Raw genomic sequence first — 19931 nt, 5'->3', positions numbered from 1 at the left:
AGATATGTATGGATATGAAATAGTACATAACATCTCTAAAGTTATAGATGTAAATGAAGGAACAATATATCCTATTCTAAGAAGACTTACAAAAGATTTGTATTTCGAAACATATATACTAGAATCTAATGAGGGTCCTGCTAGAAAATACTATAGAATAACTTCACTAGGAAAAGAAAATTTATCCAATCTGATGGAAGAGTGGAGAGAATTTGTAAAGGCTGTTGAGATTTTAATAAGTGAAGATGAGGGAGGTAATGAACTTGAATAAAACTGAGTTTCTGGAAATTTTAAAGGATTATCTAAAAAAAGATTTTTCTGAGAGCGAAGTTAATGATATATTGAGAGATTATGAAGAGTATTTTGTAGATGGTCTTATAGAGGGAAAGAGTGATATGGAGATAATAGCATCACTTGGTTCACCAAAATCTATAGCTAAAGAACTTATTCTACAGACTAAGGAAAAAAACATTGAAGAGGAAAAAATAATAAATACAGATGTTTTAAATGATAAATTTAGTAAATTTAAATCAGATATGAAAAAGGGTTATTCTGTATTAAAAGATGAAGCTAAGGAAAAGTACAATAAATCAAAAGAAAATATAAATGATAAACTTACACCAAGTATAGAAGAGGGTGTTGGAGGTTTGTCTAGACAAGTTATAAAGGTATTATTAGTAGTACTATCTTTATTTTTGATTGTTCCAGCATTTGCATTTATATGTGCTGTTATATCAGTTGCTATTGGATTAGTTTGTACATTAATTGCTTTTGTTATATCAATTCCATTTGTGATTAAATTTATATCAATGGTGCCAGATGTTACGATGTTTTGTATCTTTGCAACTATAGGATTTATAGGACTTGAGATACTTGCATGGCAAATTTTGTTGTTCGTTATAAAACTAGGGAAGCAATTACTAGGCAGTTATATAAATTGGATAAAGAGAAAAAATATTTATATAAATGCAAATGAAAAGATGGAAAGAAGAAATAAAGAGACTTTAAATGATGAAGATTTGAATAAAGATGTTAATGAAGATTTATCTAGTGATGACTACTACAATATAAAAAAAGACAGTATCAAAGAAACTGATGACTATAATGATGATAGTATAAATTTTGAAGCGATGTATAAAGACTTTGAAGATATAGATGATAAGAAAGGAGAAGATAAACATGAATAAGAAACTTGCCATATTTGCTGCAGTATTATTGGTAATAGGTATAATTGGGACAACATGGTCAGGGATTTTAGTTATGCCAAGCTTAATAAACTTTGGGCTAGAAAAGGAAGCTGAATTTAAAAAAGAAAATAAACTCTATCAAGAAAAAGTAAATATTGACAAGTTAGATGTATCTGTTGACAATATAAATGTTACGATAAAGAAAAGTTCAAGTGAAGATGTGCGTGTGACAACAAGAGGAAATAATGAATTTTACAAATACAGTGTAACTTTAAAAGATAAGACTTTAGTTGTAAAAGGCGAAAGAAAATATGAAAATCAAATTAAAAGGATTAAAAATTTCGACCAATTACTAAATACATCCATAAATAGTATGTTTTCACATGATTATAGAGAAATTATAATATATGTACCAAATAATGTAGACATAAATGCATCAAGTATAAGTTCGTACTTATTTGTATATGATAATGTAGCTTCAAATAATATAACATATAAAACTTCTTATGGAGGTTTTAGTAGAGCTATAACAGAAAATAAAGTAAATAGACTAGAAAACTTAAACTTAATATCTAATAGTAGTATTGATTTGTCAACAAAGTCAATTTTAGGTGTTAAAAATGTAAATATAGAATCAGAGTCATTAGATATATATCCAAATGATGAAGATGTATTTATCAATAATATAGAAGAGTATATACCTGAAAATGTAAATATAAAAGAGAAAATAGGTAGAAGTTCAAATTATGATAATGAATTTAACCTACATTCTAATATGCCAATTGCTAAGCATTTGGATATAGAAGTTCCAAATTCTAAGGTAAGCCTTGATATACCAGTAAATAAGTATAAATTTAATTGTGATATAAAGTCAAAAGAAGTAATTGAAGAATTCAACAATGATGAAGAATATAACAATGATTCATATGATTATGAACATAGTGAAGGACATAGCAACAAGTATAGAAATATGAGGGAAATAAAAGGGATTTTGAATAAAAATATGTCGAATTTAGAGAAAGAGTATACTATAAAAATAAATACAAATAGACTAGAACTGTAAATAATTTACTGTAATAATTGATAAATTGCTCTAAAAGTATAAAAATATAATCTATACTATGGTATAATAAGTATCGAAAGAGAATTAGGAGAGGGATACTTATGAATAAAATAGCAGTAAGTTTTTTAATAATTGCTACTACTTTATTGAGTACAGCATGTATGGATTATAGCATCAGTGCAGTTGAGCTAGTTGATTCTAAAGAGTCAGCAGTTGTAAAGAAGGATGAGGATGTCAAAGAAGAAACAACTAGTAAAATGATTAATTCTAAGAAGACTACTAAAATACCCATAGAGATAATTTCAAAGGATGAGAAAATAGTGAAGTACTTACAGATTGATGAAGAAAGTACACTTAAAGATAAACTACGATTAATCTTAGACACATTATCAAAGGAGTATTTTAATGGTTTAGACATGGAAGTAGAAGTTAAGGAAAAAGATAATCTTGTTAAAATAAACTTGATAGAACCAGATGAAAAAAGTAGAGTTTCTTGGAAGGATGATTATTTGAATGAACAAAATATAATATATACTATAAATAATATTATTAAAAATGTCATCCAAGAAGAATATAATAGTATTTGGATTGAAGAAGTAGAGATATACTACAATGGAAAATTAATAGAGTTAAGATAAAAAAGATGTGTTTTTTAACACATCTTTTTTTGTAATTTTTTAATTCTTATAAAATCCTTATATTTATGATTTAGAATGATTCTTGTAAATAAGTTTGACAAAAGAAAGGATGAAAATTATGAGTAATTATATTTTGGAGGTAAAAGGAGTTTCTAAAAAATTTAAGGAGCAGATGGCAGTTGATAACATTTCACTAGCAATTAAACCTAATTCTATATATGGATTGTTAGGACCAAATGGAGCTGGGAAATCTACTTTATTAAAAATGATAACTGGGATTTTAAATCCAACTTCAGGAAAAATAATGTTTGAGGGACATAGATGGAGTAGAAAGGATTTATCAAATATTGGTTCTCTTATTGAGTCTCCTGCTATATATGAAAATTTAACAGCACAAGAAAATTTAAAAATTCATACTACTTTACTTGGTCTTCCTGACTCTCGTATTGAAGAAGTTTTAGAGACTGTAGATTTAAGAGATACTTTTAAAAAGCGTTCAGGCCAATTCTCTCTAGGTATGAAGCAACGTCTTGGTATTGCTATTGCATTATTAAATCACCCAAAACTTTTAATCTTAGATGAGCCTACAAATGGTCTTGACCCTATTGGTATTGAAGAACTTAGAGAATTGATTCGTTCTTTTCCAAAACAAGGAATTACAGTTATTTTATCAAGCCATATTTTGTCTGAAGTTGAACAAGTTGTAGATGAAATCGGAATAATTTCTAATGGAGTAATGGGTTATCAAGGAGAAGTATCAAAAGAACAAAACTTAGAAGAACTTTTTATGAAAGTTGTAGCTGAAAATAGAAAGAGAGGGGAGTAATATGGAAAGATTTATTAGAGTGGAATTTCAAAAGATGAAAGGAACTTTTGGAATGAAGTTGATATGGATAGTTCCAGTGTTTTGTATACTTTTTTGTGGACTAGGTGGAGGGCAAAATGCTGCTTTCAACTGGTGGTATACGACATTTCTTCCAGGAGCATTAACATTAATATGTTCTTTAATAGTATTAAAAGATGAAAAAAGTAAATATCGTGGTATTTTACCATTGCCAATTGAAATGAAAGACGTTTGGACTGGAAAAATGATTTACTGTATTATTTGTTGTTTTATAGCATCAATTATTTCTGCAATAGGTGTAGTTTTTGTTGGGATAATCTATAAAGAAACTATTTCAATAAGTCAAAATATTATTGCAACCATGTTAATTGTTTTACTATTTATGTGGCAGATTCCTCTTTGTATGTTTTTAGCTTCAAAATTTGGGATTTTTGTTACAGTTTTAATAAATATGTTTTTTACTATTGTTGGAGTTTCTGTTTTCTCAACTACAGGAATGTGGTATGTATTTCCATATTCAATTCCTTCAAGATTAATGGCTGTTGTATTGCATATTCTGCCAAATGGGCTTCCTGTACCAGAGGGAAGTGAACTTTTAAATAATGGTGTTATTTTACCAGGAGTATTAATATCTGTTATTTTATTTGCATTATTTGCTTTAGCTACAAGGGCTTGGTTTAATAATAAAGAGGTGAAGTAATATGAGACAACTAATAAGAATATTTTGTTCTGATTTAATAAAATTAAAGAGACATTTTATAATACTAATGCACATTTGCATGGCTTTAATGGGAATGGGATTATTTTTATGGTATTATAAGGTTTCAGGAGCTGATAATATACTAAAGATAGTAGCATATTTACAAGTTATAGCAATAGCTTTTCCTTTATTGTCAGGTGTTGTGTGTTCAATGTTTGTTGAACAAGAATATTATGCAGGAAATTATAAACATATGTTAACAACATCTAATCCAAAATATCTTACTATTATAAGTAAATATATAATCCTAGTATGTCTTGGTTTTGTAGCAACATTAGTGTCGGTACTAGGTTTTAAATTTGGTATATCTGAGGCTTATTTTACATCAAGCTTTTATATGATTTCAATCCTAATTTTAATTGGGTGTAGTTTATTCGAATATATATTACATTTATTCTTAAGTTTAAGGTTCGGAAAAGGAGCATCAATTGGAGTTGGTATAGTTGAAATGTTACTTTCAGCATTATTACTAACTGGATTGGGCTCTGGTATTTGGCAGTATTTTCCTTGTGCATGGGGTGTTAGATTTATAACTATTTGGTCGTCTTTTTCAAGTTCTAAAACGGTTGAATATATAAAGGTTGAATCAATAAAAGCATATCAATCAACAGGTTTAATGTGTGGTTTTGTAACAATTTTAGCATTTGTAATTTTATGTATTTGGTTTTCTAAATGGGAAGGTAAAAAATCAGAAGAATAGAATAAAAATTGACTGTTTATTTATATTATTATGTTAAAATATAACTTAGCAATAAAAAGATATAAAATAATCAAATAAAAAACTGGTTAGGTATTAATTATGAATTAATTAAACTATTGGAGGACATGGTACAAATGCTTGGAGGTAAAAAATCTAACAACAAAAAAGTTGAAAAGTTAAGAACTATTTTTATAAAATATTTATCTTTATTCTTTATTATGACAATTTTACTTGCACTCTTTTTGATGTTATCGTTTTCTGTATTATTATCATCAGGTATAATATTACCAGCTAATTATGCAGAAAAACAATTTAATAAATATAAAGAAAAGATTATTTCAAGTGAGAAAGTAACTGAAGATATAATTCCAAATTTATATGAGTATGGGGTCTATACTTTAGATGGGAATTTAATTTCAGGTACTTTTAATAAAAAAGAATCAAAAGAAGTATGGAATTTAATGAGAGACATTGAAGAAAGGCATGCATATTCGGAAAGTTATATAAAGTTTTTTAAAAAAGATGAAGTCTTTATAATAAAATACAAACTAGTATCAGAATTTAGTTCTCCAGTTTTAAGAGCACATTTACCAAAACCAGAGATGTTGGGGATGATTATTTTTAGTATAATATTTTTTATTGAAATTGTTATATTATCAAAATTATTTGGAAAGAAATTCAATATTGAAATGGAACTTTTAAAAAATACTACAGAAAAAATAGAACAACAGGATTTAGATTTTGTTGTAGAATCTAGTAAAATTTATGAAATTAATAATGTTCTTTTTTCTATGGATAAAATGAAGTTGGCATTAAAAGATTCTTTAGAAAAACAGTGGATGTTGGAAGAAAATAGAAAGGAACAGATATCTGCATTGGCACATGATATAAAAACACCATTAACAATTATACATGGAAATACTGACCTATTAATTGAAATAAATGAAAATCCTGAGTTATTAGAGTACATGGAATATATCTCAAAGGGTGTCACCCAAATAGAAAAATATATTAATACTCTAATAGACATATCAAAAACAGAGAGTGGCTATATATTAAATAAAGAAGTAATTAATGTCAGTGAGTTTATAAAAGATGTTTTAGTTCAAATAGAAGCATTAGCTAGTACCAAAAACTTAGATGTGGAGTTTTCTAAACAAGATAATTTGCCTAAAAACATAACTATAGATAGAGAATTATTATTCAGAGCTATTATGAATATAATTTCAAATGCTATAGATTATTCACCAAGTCAGAGTAAACTATACATAAGTATATCAGCAAGTAATAAATACTTAAAATTTGTAATTACAGATTGTGGGGGTGGTTTTTCTAAAGTAGATTTGTCAAAAGCTACAGAACAGTTTTACACAGGAGATTTGAGTAGAAATTCTAAATCTCATTATGGAATGGGTCTTTATATTGTAAATAATATTGTACAAAAACATAATGGGACTTTATATATTGAAAATTCTGTAAAAACTGGTGGTGCTATGGTAACAATTGAAGTACCAATGGTTTAATAAATAATATCCATTTTGTAAATACCTAAATTTTATGATTCATAGGTATTTATAAAATGGATAATTTTTTTTGATTTTATATATTAGTTAAATCTGATAAAAAGTTTTCAAACATAACTCCATCATTTCTATCAGTATCAAATTGAGATGTGTAATTTATAGTTTTATATATAAAATCTGTTGCAGTATTAACAGCTACTCCCAAATCATGTTTGTTTACTAACATACCACAAAGTATAGATGTGAATATATCTCCAGTTCCACTATAAGAACAATTATTGTATTTAACCGATGTAAAGAATACATGGTCATTTTCTCTATCATAAGCTAAATTTAGTATATTATCATCTTCTAATATACCAGTAATAACGACCTTGCTAGGTCCTAAATCAGATACAGATTTTGCAATATATATAAGCTCATCTCTATTGTAATCGCTTTTAGTATAATCATTTCCAGTTAAGAAACAAGCTTCTGTTAAATTAGGTGTAGTTAAATCTGAATGTTTAACTAATTCTTTAATTTCTTGTCTCATTTCTTCTGTGAATATTGGATACATGACTCCATTATCACCCATAACAGGGTCAACTACGATAAAAGCATTGGGATAATAATTTATAAAATTAGCCACTATTTCGATTTGGTGTTTTGAACCTAAAAAACCACTATATATACTATCAAAGTTGACTTTTAAATTTTTCCAAACATTTGAATATTTTACCATTTCATCAGTAAAGTCTAAAAAAGTAAATTCAGGATAACCAGTTTGACTTGAAAGTATAGCTGTTGGAAATGGACAACATTGAACCTTTAATGCTGAAAGTATAGGTATAGCAACCGATAATGAACATTTTCCTATTCCAGATAAGTCATTAATTGCTGCGACTTTTTTTTGCATAAAAAACCCTCCATTAGTATGTATTAATTATAATGATACCAAAATATTTATATACATATATATTACTATAAAAAAAAGAAAAAAGTAGATTATAAAATAAAAAATTGTAAAAAAAACAGTGTATCAATACAATTAATTTTTAATATTGGACATAATAAAATAGAGGAATATTAAAAATAAAAATTATTATATGTGACAGAATATTCTTTGTAATTTCATTTGTAAGGTGTACTGTTTGGGAGGTGTAGCTTTGAAAATACTGAAAAATAAAAATAAGTACATCAAAGGTATAATGGCGTTTGTATTTTTATCTTTAGCTACTACAGCAGGTGTATTTTTAATTAATGATTTAAGCATGAAAAATATGGAAGAAAAAGTCATGGAGTCTGCAAATGTTGAAGGTGATGATGTAAAAGACCAATATAAGCTATTGCTTGAAAACTTATTTGACTACAGAAATAAGGCAATATTAGAGAAAAATGAAAATATTTTAAAAGGTCTTTATGAGACGGATAAAAAATTTGGTCTTTGGGCTTATGAAAATGAAGTAAGAAAGATGAAGTATTTAGAAAACTGGTCTAGTAAACAAGGTGTAAAATTTAAGGACATAAAGACAAGAGTTAAGATTAAAAAAATAAAGGAAAAAGAAAAAGATCTTTATGGTATAATCTGTTCAGTATCGACTGAGTATAAGTATTCATATGAAAATCAAAAAGACAAAGAAAATGCCTTTAGAATAGGTACATATCATTATCTAAATGTAAAAATTATAGATAATCAATATGTCATAACTAAAGAGTGGTATACAGACCCTTTTGCAGACTCTTTAAATTTAGAAAACATAAAGTCTGATGATATAAGAAACTATATTGGTCAACAAAATGGTGTAGAATTACAGCTTACAGATGAACAAAAGAAGGCTATAGATTATGCACATAAATACTGTGGAGCAGCAACTGATGAAGAACATGGTATGAAATTTAATCCAAACTATAGGGATTATAACCCAGAAGGTGGAGATTGTGCAAACTTTGCATCACAGATAATGTTTGAAAGTGGAAGATTCAAAAAGAACTCAATCTGGAATTATAGTGAAAGAGCAGGTACAAAAGCATGGGTAAATGCACAAGCTTTCAAAAATTATGCACTGTATAGTGGAAGAGGTTCATTAATTGCTAAAGGTTCTTATGAGGAAGTATACAAACAAGCTTATAATCTACGTCCAGGAGATTTTGTTGGTTATGAGAAAAAGGGTAGAATAACACATGTTTCGACAGTAACAGGATTAGACTCAAGAGGCTATCCTTTGGTAACTTGCCATAATACTGACAGAATGCTGGTTCCTTGGGATTTAGGCTGGAGTGATAAATCCATAAGATTTCATATAATAAAAATAAATTATTGAAAAAATATAAAGAAAAATAAAGTATAAAAGAGAATAGTGATTTAAAATTATAAAGTAAAAAAATTGATTATTAATGTATAAAAATAATAATAATTGACAAACATAGCTATATATGATAGAGTAGTACTAAAGTTACAGAAAAGAGTAGCTAAATAATTGTGTTTTTTTAGGAGGATTTATTAATGAAAACTGGTGTAGTTAAATGGTTTAACAATGAAAAAGGATTTGGATTCATATCTGTAGAAGGTGAAGGAGATGTTTTCGTACATTTCTCAGCTATAACTGGAGATGGATACAAAACATTAGAAGAAGGACAAAGTGTTGAATTTGAAGTAGTAGATGGAGCTAAAGGTCCTCAAGCTGCTAACGTAGTTAGATTATAATTAAAAATTCATATATATTAGTGTTCTAGTAATATGAGAGATAAACCGCTAATCGTTTAGCGGTTTTTTCATTTTTTGTAAATAAAATTAATAGCAAAATAAATTAAATTTATTAAAATAAAATCATTAATAATAAGATAAATATGTTAAAATTAATAGTGTAGAGTAAAATTATTATGGCTAAGTTTAAGTCAATTAATTTTTAGTTGATTTTTCTAAAAAGAGAATAAGTGATACTGATAGACCATATAAGAATCTTAATAAAGCATAATGATATTAAAATGACCAAAAGAAAAGCGCTTGTTACAGCGTATAGTATTTGAGAATACTTAGAAAATAAGAAAGGAGAAAGTTACTGCAAAAAAGTAACATTATAAGTATTGAATAATATTTATAAGTTTTCAGTAACGGTGGGTAGTGTAATGAACATATTATTCTTTCTAACACCAAAAAGTGAAGTAGCATATATATATGAAGACTACACTATAAGGCAATCACTAGAAAAAATGGAATATCACAAATACTCTGCAATTCCAATAATAAGTAAGGATGGTAAATATATTGGAACTATAACAGAAGGTGATTTTTTATGGACATTAAAAAACGACTTAAATCTGGACTTAAAAGGATTGGAAGATGTTCCAGTGACAGATATCAATAGAAAAATGGATAATTCTCCTGTTTCCATCAATGCAGATATTGAAGATTTAGTTATAAAATCTTTAAATCAAAATTTTATTCCTGTTATAGATGACCAAGATACATTTATTGGGATAATAAAAAGAAGAGATGTAATAGGTTACTGCTATGAGATAATACGTGGATATAAAAATTTAGCTAACGATAATTAAAAATTTTCTTTAAACTTTTCAAATTTTTAACCAGAGTTCTTTGTAATAAAAGAATAATAATATGAAATTAAATATTTAAACTTTAATATAAGAAGCTGTCTTTTCCAAGAAATATTATGAAAAGACAGCTTTTTTTATACATTACTTTATGATTAATCGTTATATTTTACAAGGTTTCCGTATTTAGCATTAAGAGCGTTTATTTTCTTGCCATAAACTTCATTTTGTTTTTGATATAATAAACTTTTTTCAACTTCAGCTTTAACTTCATCAAATGTAGATTCTGTGCTTTCTTGAAGGTCTTCTAATTTTATTATATGGTATCCAAATTGAGTTTTAACTGGTTCACTTATTTCACCTTTAGCCATAGAGAATACAGCTTCTTCAAATTCAGGAACCATTTGTCCTCTACCAAATGTTCCTAAATCACCACCCATGTCTTTAGATGGACAAGAAGAATGTTTAAGAGCTGCGTCTTCAAAAGATATTTCTTCTGATTTTATTTGAGCAAGTATTTCTTTAGCTTTTTCATCACTATCCACTAATATATGCTTAGCAGTTGCACTTTCTGGTTTAGAGAAAGAGCTTTTGTTAGCTTCAAAGAATTTTACTTTTTCATCTTCTGTCACATCAACACTAGATAAAACTTTATTTATAGCAAATTGCTTTAATACATTTTCTTCTATCTTTTTCATTTCTAACTTAAATATTTTTTCTTCATCTAATTTTTCTTCTTTAGCATCTAAGAAGAATAATTCTTGATTCACCAAATCATTTAATAAGTGTTTTTTTCCTTCTTCAGTTTTGAATTGCATAGCTTGATAAGGGTCTAATGATTTTAATGCATTTTCAATATCAATATTAGTTATCTCTTTTTCTCCAACTGTTACTAAAACTTTTTTTTCCATAATAGTTAACTCCTTCATAGTGTATTTCATTATTAATATAAAAACTACCATCTTAAATAATATCAGAAAACAATGTAGATGTCTAACATTTAAGGTCATATTAAGTCAAATAGAATTAAATTTAGTAGAACAAAGTTATTATAATCAATAAAAGTGAGCTCATAATACCCACTACACCTTCGTCATGCTTAAATTTAAGGGTTTTTACTATTGAATAATAAAAGCATACTCCAGTAAAAATAATCTTTAAATACAAGAAAAATAAACTCTTTGGATATATTAAAAAGCTAAAAAGTGTAAATATAAAAGCAAGTAGAGTACTTATCCTGTAAAAGAAATCTATTTGTGTAATGTCTTTATATTTTATCATAGATGCTGAATATAAAATGATGAAAACAATTGCAATAATTGCATATGTGGTAAATAACATATTTTCAAGAGTACCATTTGAAATTACTATCCACTTATACCACATTATTGGCCAAAAAAATAGTGCTAAGAACTTAAAATAATTATCAAACAACTTTTCTTTATACATTCATCAAACAACCTTTCTTAACAAAAGCATGTATTTGTTTTTAGAATTTTAAATAGTATGATATCATTATTATATATTAATATTGAATTTATAGAAACCAAAATTTGTTAAAATAAATATATAGATTTTATTGTTAAATCAATTAAAACTACTACCATTTTTATTATGAAATTGGATCAAATATGTAGAAATATGGCAAATTGGTTAATATTAGATGTTTATTATTTCCAAGTGATAAAGAGTGTTTTTTTAATGATAAGAATTCCAATCTTTTTTGAAAGAAATTAATATCTACATTAAGTATATCTGCCATTTCATAAACGCAAGTGACGCCAGAATTAATTATGCTTATTATATCCTCTTCAGTAATTAAGAATTCACAAGCCCATTTTAAGGCCTTATTTTCGCACTTATCTATAATGATTTTTGTATAATAATCATTATAAGAGGATACGTAGTATCCAAGACTAGTAAAATGATGCCCAAGTTCTTCAGCCAAGATGGATGTAAGTTTTCTGGTATTTTGTTTTAAATTACTGAGTAATGATATGATTTTCATACCGTGTTTATTTATATATAGTCCTTCTAAATCACCTGCAATATAAGTGGTATAATGAATTATTATCTCTTCTTGAGAAGCTAATTCAAAAAGCTTATCCAAATTATTCATAAAAATCCCCCTAAAATAGAATGTATGTTTGCTTTAAAATTATATTAAAAGAGCAGGAAAATAGACTGCTCATTATATGGTTTATTTTTTTTTATATTTATTTAGTAAAAATTCTATATAATCATTAAGTTGTTCTTGTGCTTCTTCAGGTAATTCTTCATGTGGATTTTTTCTATGTGCAGCTACTGTATCAATATTTTCCTTAACTAAGGTTCTTCCAAGAAGGTAATCAACTGATACATTAAATACATCAGCTAACTTATTTAAAATGTGTTCATCAGGAAATCTGTTTTCTGTTTCATAGTACCCTAAGACTCTTTGGGAAACTCCTACTTTTTCACCGAGTTCTCTTTGAGTAAATCCAAATTCCTTTCTAAGTTCTCTTAATCTTTTGGCAAACATTATAACACCACCTTATGTATAGATTATAACAAATTGTTCTAAAAATTAAAACTAATAAAGCACAAAAAGAATGTTTTTTTCTAAAATGTATTGATAAAGAACAAATAATTCTATATAATGTAAATATGTAAGAACAAAATATTCTTAATGATGCTGGACGTATAAAAAATCCTGGTCTTCTTATGGCTAAGAAGTTTTTTTATATAGTTATAGAATAAAATGTTCTTAAAATTATAAGATTAGTAAAAAACTTTGTGCTAAAGAGATTATTGTAAATTTGAAGCTAATAATAAGTATATAAAAAAGGAGAAGTACTATGGAAAACAAAAAAGATATATTATTTAAAGAAACAGATGAAAGATTACATAATTATAAGTATTTTGATATAAAGATAAAGAATATTAGCTTGGACATAAAAAGATGTGAGAATGAGTACTCTGGATGTGGAGCAATGGTATATACAGAAAAGACTAGTAACACATATAATATAAGTTCTTCTGTGGAAAATGAGGTGTTAAAAAGGGAGGAAAGGTTAAGAAAATTAAAAATGGAAAAAGAAGATATAGAAATAGAAAAAGAAAAAATAGAAAATGCTCTAACATGTTTAAATGATATGGAAATGGAGTTTTTTAATCTTTTTTATAATAGTAAAACAAAAAACAATATGACGTATATATCTATGAAACTGCACTTAGATAGAACATCATGCTACAATTTAAAGAAAAAGATGATATTTAAATTGAGTGAGATATTATAAAAAATAGGACAATTTTACAACACTTTATATAAACCATTGCAACAATAGACTATAAAATATGTGAGATAATGTTATTGTGAAAGAAATCCATATTGAAGGAGGTGATAAATTGAAAAGAATGATATTACCTAGAAATATAGAAGATACTTGACATGAATAAATGAGATGTCTATTTAAAAATGACTTATATCATTTATAGTAAGATTATCAGATTAAGCAAGAATATTTAGCGATAGAGTGGTGATTATTTGCTTAAATACAAAGAAATATTAGAAACAATTATTGAGATTCTCAAAAAAAATTTTACTGAAAACTTTTTTATTGATGATGAAAGTTTGCAAGGCTCTGAAGGGTCTTGTTTTTTTGTAAGTATACTGTCAGTTGTTTGTACACCCATAATGTTAAATACGAATAACAAAGATATTGTTATCTCTATAAAATACTTACCAAAACCACAATCAAACAGTATTAGAATGTATGAAATCTCAGACGAATTAAATAAGCTATTCAACAGAAATATAAAGGTAAAAGACAGAAAATTAAGTATAGCAAAATTAGAACAAAGTATAAAAAAAGATGAGTCAATTTATGTATTGAACTTTTCAATTACATTAAACTATCTTGATGGTGTATATGAAGAAGAAGTCGTATATGAAAATATGGAAGAAATTAATTTAAATTTAGGAGAGTGATAGTATGGCTATAGGATTACCAAGTATCAACATATCATTTAAGGAGCTAGCTACTACTGTTAAAGAACGTTCAGCTAGAGGAATAATTGCAATGGTGCTTAAAGATACTAAGGCACTAGGTCTTAATGAAGTACATGAAAAAGAGGATATACCAGCTGATTTATCTGCTGAAAATAAAGAATATATAAATTTAGCTTTGATGGGAAATGTTAATACTCCAAATAAGTTGTTAGCTTATGTAATAAAAGGAGAGGCAGATATCCAAACTGCACTGTACTTTTTAGAGACTAAGGAATTTAATTATCTATTACAGAAACAAATATAAATATGGAGGTCATAATTGAGGGTTTTAGCTATGAAGAAAGAGATGGGACTCGAGATGTGTATTTTACATTAGACTTAAAAGAATATAAAAGAATAAAAATACCAAAGTAACTCCAAAACAATAATTAGAAAATTGTAAATATATTTATTCAATCTATAAATTACACCTACAATTTAAAATACAAAAGATTAAAATGATAATATTGAAAATATAACATTGCATGATGTAAGAATATAACAAAAATTAAAGCTATAAGTATAAAAATTTAGATAATAGGAGGCTATAATGGATAAATTAATAACCGAATTGAGTAGTCTAGGGGCAATAGGTATACTATGTGCTCTATTATTTAAAAATACTATGCAGGAGAAAAAAGAAGATAGAGACATGTATAAAAAAACTGTGGAAAATTTTATAGAATTATCTACACAACAACAAGAAATAAATAAGAATATACTTGTTCAAATGGGAATAATGAAAACAGATGTAGAGGAAATTAAGGAAGATGTTACTGATATAAAAGGTATGTTACAAAAAGAAGGTGTATAACATGAAAGTAGCAGTAGCACCAGATTATATATTGTTAGGAAAAGATACAGTAGTATAGGATATAATGACCTATTTCATTGAGATGTATTTTATAGTTTAAGACACTAATAAAAAAGTAATAAAAAATAACATATAAAAATTCAAAAAAGGAGTTGAGCTTAAAACTTGATTAGAAAAAATCAATTTTAAGACAACTCCTTTTTTATTAAATTATTGTCTATTAACCAAAATAGCTATTTTAGCATCTGGATTATAACTTATCTGAACCATTTGATTTTTCTTAATATGTTCAAGGTCTTCACCACCATAAGTTATTTGTAACTTAACTGGTAACTTACCTTGTTTTATAATAGCAACATACTCTTTTTTACCTTTTTTCTCTAGACTAATCAAATTGCCAACATAAGGTTTAAAGTTCTGATACTTTTTACTAGAATTTCTTATGTAGAAGAAAGCACCAACAGCAATAACTAAATTTATGCCAAGTGTAACCCAAGAATTGATTTTAAGCATAGCTCCAGCGATTATTATCACGAACATTAAAACGATAGGTAATATAGCTTTCTTAAGAAGCAATTTACCCATTATTTCATTAGCCTTTTTCTCAGGGCCACTCATAGTTTTTGACCTAGCAAATGATTGCGCGAATTTGTCTCTTAAGCCCATTTTATCCTCCTAATTTTAATAAATATTTAGTTATAATAACGAGATAGTACTTGAAACTAAAAATTTACTACATTTATATTATGTTTGACTTTTGTATAAATAATTACATTCAAGTAAAGCAAAATATACTAATTATTTTATCATAAAACTATAAAAAAGAAAATAAATGAAATAAAAATATTAGAACAAAGAAATGATGTAAAATCGTATCAAAAGCAACATAAAAATTATTTATCTATTTTCTCATCTATATTTTTGTTATACTCAGTTTTTCTTAAATCCTTCTCTTTTTTATATTCATGAAGTTTTAATTCAATCATACCTTCTATTTTGGCTTTATCATAATCACTTAGCTTTCTAAAATTATTTAAAAGGTTTATTTCATTAGAGTTTATGCTATTAAGTGGATAGTTTGAGGAGGAATCGCAAATTAAATCTGATTTATGTGATAGATTATCTCCATTTAATAGCCAGTCCACTGAAACATTAAATATCTCAGCTATAGATTTTAATATTTCATAATTTGGTTTTCTAATGTTTCTCTCAAATTTACTCAAGTTGTCACAGCCCAACATTTCTTCTAGTTCATATTGTTTAAGGTTTTTTGCTTTTCTTAAATAAACAATTCTTTCTCCTAAAGTATCCATAAACACTCTCCATTCAATTAATGTCAAAAAGACTTCTTAAGATGTAAATAGTTGCAAATTAAAGGTCAAAATGACATAAAAATCATTGACTTAAGGTCAAAATGACTTTATAATTAACTTGATGATACGAATTTACATCCTAATTTTAGCACAAAGTAATCAAAAAATCTTATTTAGTATTAAATAAATTTATATACTTAATATGTGTACATATTAAAAATATATACTAAATAGAGGGAGGTGCGTAGACCAAAATATAAAAGTAGATATAAATTACTTAGAAAGGAAGTTGATAAATGGATGCTCGAAAAAAATGGATACCTTTTTTGGGAGTGCAAGTCAAGCAAAGACTTATTGAATTAAATATGACTCAAAGGGAATTAGCGAAGAAAATAGGTGTTAATGAAAACTATTTGTCAGCTATTTTAAATGGAAGAAGAACAGGTAAAAAATATAAATCATCAATTTATCAATTACTTAATATAGAATATTCAGAAGATGATTAATAAATAGTATATAAAGTAGGTGAATATTCTTGTGTGTAAATTAGATTCAGATGGAGTTATAGAGTGCTGTAGAGCAATTGATGATTTTATTACAGCTCTCAATGGTATAAAAAGTTTAAATATGGAAAGATTGGATATTTTAACTAAGTACTCTAGTACATGTTCAAGCCTTCTTAAAGAGGGGAATTACAAAGGGTGTACAATTGTATATAGAAAGATGCTAGAGGAATTAAAAACATGAATAATGCATTTCTTAGGAACATAAATGATACATAGAAATGTACTATATTTTTAAAAATATGCAAACTAAAATATGGATAAGATAATCTAAATATTATAAATGTGCCTGAAATTAGACTATACTTGTTTTTAAATAACCTAATATCCATATTTTAGTAATATACTACAAAAAAAGAAGGTTAATAGATGATGTAAAATCGTATCAAATTATGTATATTTAAACCATTTTATCTTCATTATTATTGGAGGAATGCTTTTTTAAGTCTTTATATTCAGATATCTTAAGTTCAAGTATTCCTTCTATTTTTATTTTATCACGTTCATTTAATTGTCTGTATAGATTCAATATCGTCATTTCATTATCAGTAATATGTAGGTAGTCTTCCTTATCTTCCTTTACACTATTATTGGAGTTTACTTCTTCTTTACCATATAGAAGCCAGTCAGTCGTAACATTAAAATAATCAGCTATTGACATTAGTATATCGCAATTAGGTTTTCTATCTCCAGTTTCATACTTACCTAAGTTTTCAAATTTTAAAATATCCATAAGTTTGCGTTGGGTAAGTTTTTTTGAGTTTCTTAAATAAGCAATTCTTTTTCCTAAAGTATCCACAAAATACACTCCTTTCTTTTATAAATAATGTCTAAATGACATTTGGAATTAAAAATATAGAAATTTATAATATAAAACTAGTAAATTAAAGTCTAAATGACATTTTGCTTAAATTAATATGCTCATAATATGATTTTAACATATTATAGTTGAAAATATATGGTTTATTTTGATTTGTATATATATTGATAGGTTTAATTGCTATAAAAATGTAAAAGAGTATATGAATAGATTGCATAGATTTGTTTTGATAAGTTAAGATTGCCTTTTGATTGATTGTAGGAGTAAAAAAGATTAAGAGAGAAATAGTATTATATTGTAGTTTATATTAATCAATTATAAAAATTTTTATGCATTTACTACTTAAGATAAAATATTTAAGCATAAGATAAATTTACAATATAATACTATAACACTCTTTTATCTAGTCTTATTTTCTTTATAGAACAATAATATTACTAATGCTAGTAGATTTACTCCAAAGATATTTTGTATAATAGTTCTTGTATATTAAATTTGTACTTAAGTATAATTATTTACTGAAATATGTAATATTAGATTTTTATTTTTAATAAATTAAATATTATTATATGATAAGGAGAATATAGCAATGGAAAAGAAGTATGTAATGGCACTAGACCAAGGAACAACCAGTTCAAGAGCTATACTATTTAATAAAAAAGGCGAAATAGTTAAAATTGCACAAAAGGAATTCAATCAAATTTATCCAAAAGCTGGATGGGTAGAACATGACCCTATGGAAATTTGGGGTTCACAAAGTGGGGTAATGAGAGAAGTTATAGAAACAGCAGGTATAAGACCAGAAGAAATTGCTTCAATAGGAATAACCAATCAAAGAGAGACTACGATTGTTTGGAGTAGATATACTGGGAAACCAATTTATAATGCAATAGTATGGCAATGTAGAAGAACATCGGAAATATGTGATGAACTTAAACATAAAGGATTGGAAGAATCAATAAAAGAAAAAACGGGTCTTTTAATAGATGCATACTTTTCAGCAACAAAAGTAAAATGGATATTAGATAATGTAGAAGGAGCTAGAGAAAAAGCAGAGCAAGGGGAACTATTATTTGGAACTATAGACACATGGTTAATATGGAATTTAACACGTGGAAAAGTACATGTAACAGATTACTCAAATGCATCTAGAACAATGATGTACAATATAAATAATTTAGAATGGGATAAAGATATACTAAGAGAATTAGATATACCAATAAGTATGTTACCATTAGTAAAACCTTCTAGCTATGTCTATGGTCATACAGATGAGCGTATGCTATCAGGAGCTAAAATACCTATTGCTGGATGTGCTGGAGACCAACAAGCAGCATTGTTTGGTCAAAATTGTGTTGAAGAAGGCACTGCAAAAAATACTTATGGAACAGGTTGTTTCTTACTTATGAATACAGGCAGTAACATAGTTAAATCTAAGCATGGATTACTTACAACAATTGCTTGGGGTGTTAATGGAAAAGTAACATATGCATTAGAAGGAAGTATATTTATTGGAGGAGCATCTATTCAATGGCTTAGAGATGAATTAAAGATAATTGAATCTGCAAAAGATAGTGAAATATATGCAAATAGAGTAGAGGATACTAATGGTGTATATGTAGTGCCAGCATTCACAGGTCTTGGAGCTCCATATTGGGATATGTATGCTAGAGGGTCAATCTTAGGTCTTACAAGAGGAGCAAAAAAAGAACATATAGTAAGAGCTACATTAGAATCAATTGCATATCAAACAAAAGATGTATTGGAAGCAATGCAAAATGATTCAAAATTAAAACTAAAGTCATTAAAAGTTGATGGTGGAGCAAGTAATAATGATTTTTTAATGCAATTTCAGTCAGATATATTAAATGTAGATATAGATAGACCAAAGATAGTAGAAACTACAGCTTTAGGAGCTGCTTATTTAGCAGGACTATCTGTTGGATTCTATATTGGAAAAAATGAAATTACATCAAAATGGTCAGTAGAAAAAGAGTTTAATCCAAATATGAGTGAAGGGATGAGATGTAAATTATATAAAGGTTGGAAAAAAGCTGTATCAAGAGCTTTAAGCTGGGAAAAAGAAGATGAATTGGATATTTAAAAATTAATCAAAGTCAAATTTATTTGAATTTAAAAAGA

General features: G+C 26.6%; 25 protein-coding genes. 18 read left to right on the top strand and 7 right to left on the bottom strand.

Features of this window, described 5'->3' with window-relative positions:
* From KGF39_RS06595 to KGF39_RS06560, 8 genes are all read left to right on the top strand, one after another.
* Nucleotides 1-271: PadR family transcriptional regulator (locus KGF39_RS06595; protein ID WP_095892259.1), on the top strand; the 271-nt coding region annotated here is incomplete at its 5' end.
* Nucleotides 258-1187, top strand: a complete 930-nt coding sequence (locus tag KGF39_RS06590; RefSeq protein WP_054273330.1) for a DUF1700 domain-containing protein — start codon at nucleotides 258-260, stop codon at nucleotides 1185-1187. The genes KGF39_RS06595 and KGF39_RS06590, both read left to right, overlap by 14 nt.
* Complete coding sequence (locus KGF39_RS06585; RefSeq protein ID WP_227821659.1) at nucleotides 1180-2250, top strand: DUF4097 family beta strand repeat-containing protein; 1071 nt, start codon at nucleotides 1180-1182, stop codon at nucleotides 2248-2250. The genes KGF39_RS06590 and KGF39_RS06585 overlap by 8 nt, the downstream gene beginning before the upstream one ends.
* 101 nt (nucleotides 2251-2351) lie before the next feature.
* On the top strand, nucleotides 2352-2888 hold the full coding sequence (locus tag KGF39_RS06580) for a hypothetical protein (RefSeq protein ID WP_227821658.1): 537 nt from the start codon (nucleotides 2352-2354) through the stop codon (nucleotides 2886-2888).
* A gap of 118 nt (nucleotides 2889-3006) precedes the next feature.
* The gene (locus tag KGF39_RS06575; protein WP_227821657.1) at nucleotides 3007-3714 is read left to right on the top strand and encodes a lantibiotic protection ABC transporter ATP-binding protein; all 708 of its coding nucleotides are present in this window, start codon (nucleotides 3007-3009) and stop codon (nucleotides 3712-3714) included.
* 1 nt (nucleotide 3715) lies between these two features.
* Complete coding sequence (locus tag KGF39_RS06570) at nucleotides 3716-4432, top strand: lantibiotic immunity ABC transporter MutE/EpiE family permease subunit (RefSeq protein WP_227821656.1); 717 nt, start codon at nucleotides 3716-3718, stop codon at nucleotides 4430-4432.
* Between the two features lies 1 nt (nucleotide 4433).
* A complete protein-coding gene (locus KGF39_RS06565) occupies nucleotides 4434-5192 on the top strand; it encodes a lantibiotic immunity ABC transporter MutG family permease subunit (RefSeq protein WP_227821655.1) in 759 nt (252 codons plus the stop codon).
* A gap of 134 nt (nucleotides 5193-5326) precedes the next feature.
* On the top strand, nucleotides 5327-6715 hold the full coding sequence (locus KGF39_RS06560; RefSeq protein WP_227821654.1) for a two-component system sensor histidine kinase: 1389 nt from the start codon (nucleotides 5327-5329) through the stop codon (nucleotides 6713-6715).
* A gap of 76 nt (nucleotides 6716-6791) precedes the next feature.
* On the opposite strand, the gene KGF39_RS06555 is transcribed toward KGF39_RS06560, so the two are convergent.
* Entirely contained in the window at nucleotides 6792-7613 is an 822-nt protein-coding gene (locus KGF39_RS06555) for a pyridoxamine kinase (RefSeq protein ID WP_227821653.1), read from the bottom strand.
* A gap of 250 nt (nucleotides 7614-7863) precedes the next feature.
* Here KGF39_RS06555 and KGF39_RS06550 point away from each other — a divergent pair, with 250 nt between their 5' ends.
* The 3 genes from KGF39_RS06550 (at nucleotide 7864) to KGF39_RS06540 (ending at nucleotide 10252) form a co-directional block, all read left to right on the top strand.
* The gene (locus KGF39_RS06550) at nucleotides 7864-9018 is read left to right on the top strand and encodes an amidase domain-containing protein (RefSeq protein WP_227821652.1); all 1155 of its coding nucleotides are present in this window, start codon (nucleotides 7864-7866) and stop codon (nucleotides 9016-9018) included.
* 182 nt (nucleotides 9019-9200) lie between these two features.
* Entirely contained in the window at nucleotides 9201-9401 is a 201-nt protein-coding gene (locus KGF39_RS06545) for a cold-shock protein (protein ID WP_003419624.1), read from the top strand.
* A 422-nt stretch (nucleotides 9402-9823) separates the two neighbouring features.
* Complete coding sequence (locus tag KGF39_RS06540; RefSeq protein WP_227821651.1) at nucleotides 9824-10252, top strand: CBS domain-containing protein; 429 nt, start codon at nucleotides 9824-9826, stop codon at nucleotides 10250-10252.
* Between the two features lie 152 nt (nucleotides 10253-10404).
* Here KGF39_RS06540 and KGF39_RS06535 read toward each other — a convergent pair whose 3' ends face one another.
* The 3 genes from KGF39_RS06535 to KGF39_RS06525 form a co-directional block, all read right to left on the bottom strand.
* Nucleotides 10405-11160, bottom strand: coding sequence for a peptidylprolyl isomerase (locus KGF39_RS06535; RefSeq protein WP_227821650.1), 756 nt, complete (start codon nucleotides 11158-11160; stop codon nucleotides 10405-10407).
* 701 nt (nucleotides 11161-11861) lie between these two features.
* The gene (locus KGF39_RS06530) at nucleotides 11862-12368 is read right to left on the bottom strand and encodes a hypothetical protein (RefSeq protein WP_227821649.1); all 507 of its coding nucleotides are present in this window, start codon (nucleotides 12366-12368) and stop codon (nucleotides 11862-11864) included.
* Between the two features lie 81 nt (nucleotides 12369-12449).
* Entirely contained in the window at nucleotides 12450-12770 is a 321-nt protein-coding gene (locus tag KGF39_RS06525) for an XRE family transcriptional regulator (protein WP_054273342.1), read from the bottom strand.
* A 316-nt stretch (nucleotides 12771-13086) separates the two neighbouring features.
* Between KGF39_RS06525 and KGF39_RS06520 the strand changes: the two genes are divergently transcribed.
* The 4 genes from KGF39_RS06520 to KGF39_RS06505 all read left to right on the top strand — a co-directional run bounded on the left by KGF39_RS06520 (nucleotide 13087) and on the right by KGF39_RS06505 (nucleotide 15093).
* A complete protein-coding gene (locus tag KGF39_RS06520) occupies nucleotides 13087-13527 on the top strand; it encodes a hypothetical protein (RefSeq protein ID WP_227821648.1) in 441 nt (146 codons plus the stop codon).
* Between the two features lie 248 nt (nucleotides 13528-13775).
* Nucleotides 13776-14219 carry a DUF6838 family protein gene (locus tag KGF39_RS06515; RefSeq protein ID WP_227821647.1) on the top strand — a complete coding sequence of 148 codons (444 nt, stop codon included), beginning with the start codon at nucleotides 13776-13778 and terminating at the stop codon, nucleotides 14217-14219.
* A gap of 4 nt (nucleotides 14220-14223) precedes the next feature.
* Nucleotides 14224-14544, top strand: a complete 321-nt coding sequence (locus KGF39_RS06510) for a hypothetical protein (protein WP_227821646.1) — start codon at nucleotides 14224-14226, stop codon at nucleotides 14542-14544.
* A gap of 285 nt (nucleotides 14545-14829) precedes the next feature.
* The gene (locus KGF39_RS06505; protein WP_054273354.1) at nucleotides 14830-15093 is read left to right on the top strand and encodes a hypothetical protein; all 264 of its coding nucleotides are present in this window, start codon (nucleotides 14830-14832) and stop codon (nucleotides 15091-15093) included.
* 210 nt (nucleotides 15094-15303) lie between these two features.
* Here KGF39_RS06505 and KGF39_RS06500 read toward each other — a convergent pair whose 3' ends face one another.
* Together KGF39_RS06500 and KGF39_RS06495 are read right to left on the bottom strand one after the other, a co-directional pair.
* A complete protein-coding gene (locus KGF39_RS06500) occupies nucleotides 15304-15759 on the bottom strand; it encodes a hypothetical protein (RefSeq protein WP_054273355.1) in 456 nt (151 codons plus the stop codon).
* Nucleotides 15760-15986: 227 nt separating this feature from the next.
* The gene (locus KGF39_RS06495) at nucleotides 15987-16406 is read right to left on the bottom strand and encodes a helix-turn-helix domain-containing protein (RefSeq protein ID WP_227821645.1); all 420 of its coding nucleotides are present in this window, start codon (nucleotides 16404-16406) and stop codon (nucleotides 15987-15989) included.
* 296 nt (nucleotides 16407-16702) lie between these two features.
* Between KGF39_RS06495 and KGF39_RS06490 the strand changes: the two genes are divergently transcribed.
* Together KGF39_RS06490 and KGF39_RS06485 are read left to right on the top strand one after the other, a co-directional pair.
* Nucleotides 16703-16912: a helix-turn-helix transcriptional regulator gene (locus tag KGF39_RS06490; RefSeq protein WP_003428146.1), complete on the top strand. Its 210-nt coding sequence runs from the start codon at nucleotides 16703-16705 to the stop codon at nucleotides 16910-16912.
* Nucleotides 16913-16943: 31 nt separating this feature from the next.
* Nucleotides 16944-17153, top strand: coding sequence for a hypothetical protein (locus KGF39_RS06485; RefSeq protein ID WP_227821644.1), 210 nt, complete (start codon nucleotides 16944-16946; stop codon nucleotides 17151-17153).
* 216 nt (nucleotides 17154-17369) lie between these two features.
* On the opposite strand, the gene KGF39_RS06480 is transcribed toward KGF39_RS06485, so the two are convergent.
* Nucleotides 17370-17768, bottom strand: a complete 399-nt coding sequence (locus tag KGF39_RS06480) for a helix-turn-helix domain-containing protein (protein WP_227821643.1) — start codon at nucleotides 17766-17768, stop codon at nucleotides 17370-17372.
* 610 nt (nucleotides 17769-18378) lie between these two features.
* Between KGF39_RS06480 and glpK the strand changes: the two genes are divergently transcribed.
* Nucleotides 18379-19893 carry a glycerol kinase GlpK gene (glpK, locus tag KGF39_RS06475; RefSeq protein WP_227821642.1) on the top strand — a complete coding sequence of 505 codons (1515 nt, stop codon included), beginning with the start codon at nucleotides 18379-18381 and terminating at the stop codon, nucleotides 19891-19893.
* Nucleotides 19894-19931 lie beyond the last annotated feature (38 nt).

Source organism: Clostridioides sp. ZZV14-6345, assembly GCF_020657775.1.
Taxonomy (GTDB): Bacteria; Bacillota; Clostridia; order Peptostreptococcales; family Peptostreptococcaceae; genus Clostridioides; species Clostridioides difficile_D.
The sequence above is the reverse complement of the archived record's forward strand: the minus strand, read 5'-3'. Positions and strand labels throughout refer to the sequence as shown.